Genomic DNA, 3279 nt, shown 5'->3' with positions numbered 1-3279 from the left:
ACCTCGCCGACTGGATCGCCACCCGCGGCTACAGCACCAGCTGACCCACACCACCGACAAGGGCCCGACCCCACCACCGGGGTCGGGCCCTTTGTCAGCCTTCGGCGAGGACCGCGAGGATTCCCTCGCCGTACTTGGCTAGCTTGCTCTCGCCCACCCCGTTGACGCGGGACAGTTCGGCCAGCGAGGCCGGCGGCTCGGCGGCGATCTGGCGCAGGGTGGCGTCGTGGAAGATCACATACGCCGGGACGCCCTGCTCCTTGGCGGTGGCCGCGCGCCACGCGCGGAGCCGTTCGAAGACCGGCGCGGCGGCGGGGGAGAGGTCGGCGACGACGGTGGCCGCGCCCCGAGGCTTCGCGGCCCGGCCGGACAGCGGTCGCTCCGGCTCCTTGCGCAGGGTGACGGTGCGCCGCCGGCCGAGCACGTCCGCGCTGGCCTCGGTCAGGGCCAGCGTGCCGTAGTCGCCCTCGACGGCGAGCAGGCCCTCGGCGAGCAACTGCCGCACCACGCCGCGCCACTCGGCGTCGCGCAGCTCGGTGCCGATGCCGAACGTGCTCAACGTGTCGTGGCCGTGCTGGTCGATCTTGTCGGTGTGCTTGCCGAGCAGGATGTCGATGCTGTGCCCGGCGCCGAAGCGCTGATTGCGTTCCCGGTCGAGCCGGTAGACGGTGGAGAGCAGCTTCTGCGCGGCGACCGTGCCGTCCCAGGACTCCGGCGGGTCGAGGCAGGTGTCGCAGTTGCCGCAGTTGGCCGCGCCGGGCTCGCCGAAGTATTCGAGCAACTGCGCGCGGCGGCAGCGCACCGTCTCGCAGAGCGCCAGCATCGCGTCGAGGTGCGCGGCGAGGTTGCGCCGGTGCGCCAGGTCGCCCTCCGACGTCTCGATCATCTTGCGTTGCTGCACCACGTCCTGGAGCCCGTACGCCAGCCACGCCGTCGAGGGCAGCCCGTCGCGGCCGGCGCGACCGGTCTCCTGGTAGTAGCCCTCGACCGACTTGGGCAGGTCGAGGTGGGCGACGAAGCGGACGTCGGGCTTGTCGATGCCCATGCCGAACGCGATCGTGGCCACCATGACCAGCCCGTCCTCGCGCAGGAAGCGCTGCTGGTTGGTGGCGCGGGTGCCGGCGTCCAGCCCGGCGTGGTAGGGCAGCGCGGGGATGCCGTTGGCGACCAGGAACTCGGCGGTCTTCTCCACCGAGGCCCGGGACAGGCAGTAGACGATGCCGGCGTCGCCCGGATGCTCGTCGCGCAGCAGGCCCAGCAACTGCTTGCGGGGCTCCCGCTTGGGCACGATCCGGTACTGGATGTTGGGCCGGTCGAAGCTGGCCACGAAGTGCCGGGCGTCGGTGAGCTGGAGCCGGGTGGCGATCTCGGTGCGGGTGGCCCGGGTCGCGGTGGCGGTCAGCGCGATCCGGGGCACGTCCGGCCAGCGCTCGTGCAGCATCGACAGGTTGAGGTAGTCGGGGCGGAAGTCGTGCCCCCACTGCGAGACGCAGTGCGCCTCGTCGATTGCGAACAGGGCGATCCGGCCGCGTTCCAGCAGGCCGAGGGTGGACCGCACGGCGAGCCCCTCCGGCGCCAGGTAGAGCAGGTCCAGCTCGCCGGCGACGTAGGCCGCCTCGACCCGGCGTCGCTCGCCGGGCTCCTGGGTCGAGTTGAGGAAGCCGGCCCGGACGCCGACCGCGGTGAGCGCGTCGACCTGGTCCTGCATGAGCGCGATCAGCGGGGAGACGACCACCGCCACGCCGTCGCGGACCAGCGCCGGGATCTGGTAGCACAGCGACTTGCCGCCACCGGTGGGCATGAGCACCAGGGCGTCGCCGCCGGCCACCACGTGCTCGACGACCTCCTGCTGGAAGCCGCGGAAGGCGTCGTAGCCGAAGACCCGGCGCAGCACCCGTAGCGCGTCCTCGGTCCGCTCGTCGGTGGGGGAGACCATCCGCGCAGTCTACGAGCGCCCGCCGACAACCCCCCGGCCCCCGCGCGGGCGTGTGGCGGGCCGGTGGGCCCGACAAATCGGGCAACGACCTGTTCCGGTGGTCACCCCGTGGAATCCCGGGCAGGGTCGCAGCCGTTAGAGTCGGCGACTGACCATGCGCGGCCGCTCGGCCGCGGCGCCACGGCTGGGGGTACGCGGGTGAGCGAGGCGCGGACGGCGGAGGACCTGGGGCGGGCCGGCGAGACGCCGCCGAGCGAGGCGGACACCTCCCTGGTGGTGGTGACCGGCCTGTCCGGCGGCGGGCGCAGCACGGTGGCGCGGGCTCTGGAGAACGTCGGCTACTACGTGGTCGACAACCTGCCCCAGGCGCTCCTGCTCGACATGGCCGAGCTGGCGTTCAAGGCCGGCGGCGCGGCCCGGCGTACGGCGATGGTGCTGGACGTGCGCTCGCGCGCCTTCTCCACCGACCTGGCCGGGGCGATCCGGGAGCTGCGCGAGCGCGGCTTCTCCCCCCGGGTGGTCTTCGTGGACGCCGACGACGAGGTGCTGATCCGGCGGTTCGAGAGCGTGCGCCGCTCGCACCCGTTGCAGGGTGACGGGCGGCTGGCCGACGGCATCGCCGTGGAGCGGGCGCTGCTGGAGGAGGCCCGCGACCAGGCCGACGTGATCATCGACACCAGCCACCTGAACGTCAACCAGCTGCGCCGCCGGGTGGAGGAGCTGTTCGGCGGCGAGGACGCCCGCCGGCTGCGGATCACGGTGCTGTCCTTCGGCTTCAAGTACGGCCTGCCGCCGGACGCCGACTTCGTGATGGACGCCCGCTTCCTGCCGAACCCGTACTGGGTGCCGGAGCTGCGCGAGCACACCGGCCGGGAGGAGGCGGTCAGCGCGTACGTGCTGGGCCAGGAGGGCGCGGACGCGTTCGTCGCCGGCTACGCCGACCTGGTCAACGCCACCACGGCCGGCTTCGAGCGGGAGGGCAAGCGCTACCTGACCGTGGCCGTCGGCTGCACCGGTGGCAAGCACCGCAGCGTGGCGATCGCCGAGGAGTTGGCCGCCCGGTTGCGCCGCTCCGGCATCGCCGCCAACGCCCAGCACCGGGACCTGGGGCGGGAATGACCCCGACCAGGGTGGTCGCGTTCGGCGGCGGGCACGGTCTCTCGGCGTCGCTGCGGGCGCTGCGACACTGCGTACCCGGACTGGACCTGGACATCACCGCGGTGGTCACGGTCGGTGACGACGGCGGCTCCAGTGGACGGCTGCGCGCCGAGCGCGGCGGCCTGCCCCCGGGCGACCTGCGGCAGGCGCTGGTGGCCCTGGCCGGGGACCACCCGGCGACCCGG

3 protein-coding genes are annotated in these 3279 nt (G+C 73.4%); 2 read left to right on the top strand and 1 reads right to left on the bottom strand.

The features are described 5' to 3' along the window. Window positions 1-94: 94 nt before the first annotated feature. The gene (recQ, locus tag HUW36_RS28865; protein ID WP_174531006.1) at window positions 95-1936 is read right to left on the bottom strand and encodes a DNA helicase RecQ; all 1842 of its coding nucleotides are present in this window, start codon (window positions 1934-1936) and stop codon (window positions 95-97) included. 198 nt (window positions 1937-2134) lie between these two features. On the opposite strand from recQ, the gene rapZ reads away from it, so the two are divergent. Together rapZ and HUW36_RS28855 are read left to right on the top strand one after the other, a co-directional pair. Further along, window positions 2135-3055, top strand: coding sequence for an RNase adapter RapZ (rapZ, locus tag HUW36_RS28860; protein ID WP_425487274.1), 921 nt, complete (start codon window positions 2135-2137; stop codon window positions 3053-3055). Further along, the coding region (locus tag HUW36_RS28855) for a gluconeogenesis factor YvcK family protein (RefSeq protein ID WP_174531005.1) at window positions 3052-3279 on the top strand (228 nt) is incomplete at its 3' end. The genes rapZ and HUW36_RS28855, both read left to right, overlap by 4 nt.

Origin of the sequence: Micromonospora maritima (assembly GCF_902825405.1) — a bacterium.
GTDB lineage: Bacteria > Actinomycetota > Actinomycetes > Mycobacteriales > Micromonosporaceae > Micromonospora > Micromonospora maritima.
This window is presented reverse-complemented; position numbering and strand designations above follow the sequence as displayed.

Bases quoted from the DNA above. Each gene is read 5' to 3' on its own strand.
- recQ (WP_174531006.1), bottom strand. From the start codon at position 1,936: ATGGTCTCCCCCACCGACGAGCGGACCGAGGACGCGCTACGGGTGCTG.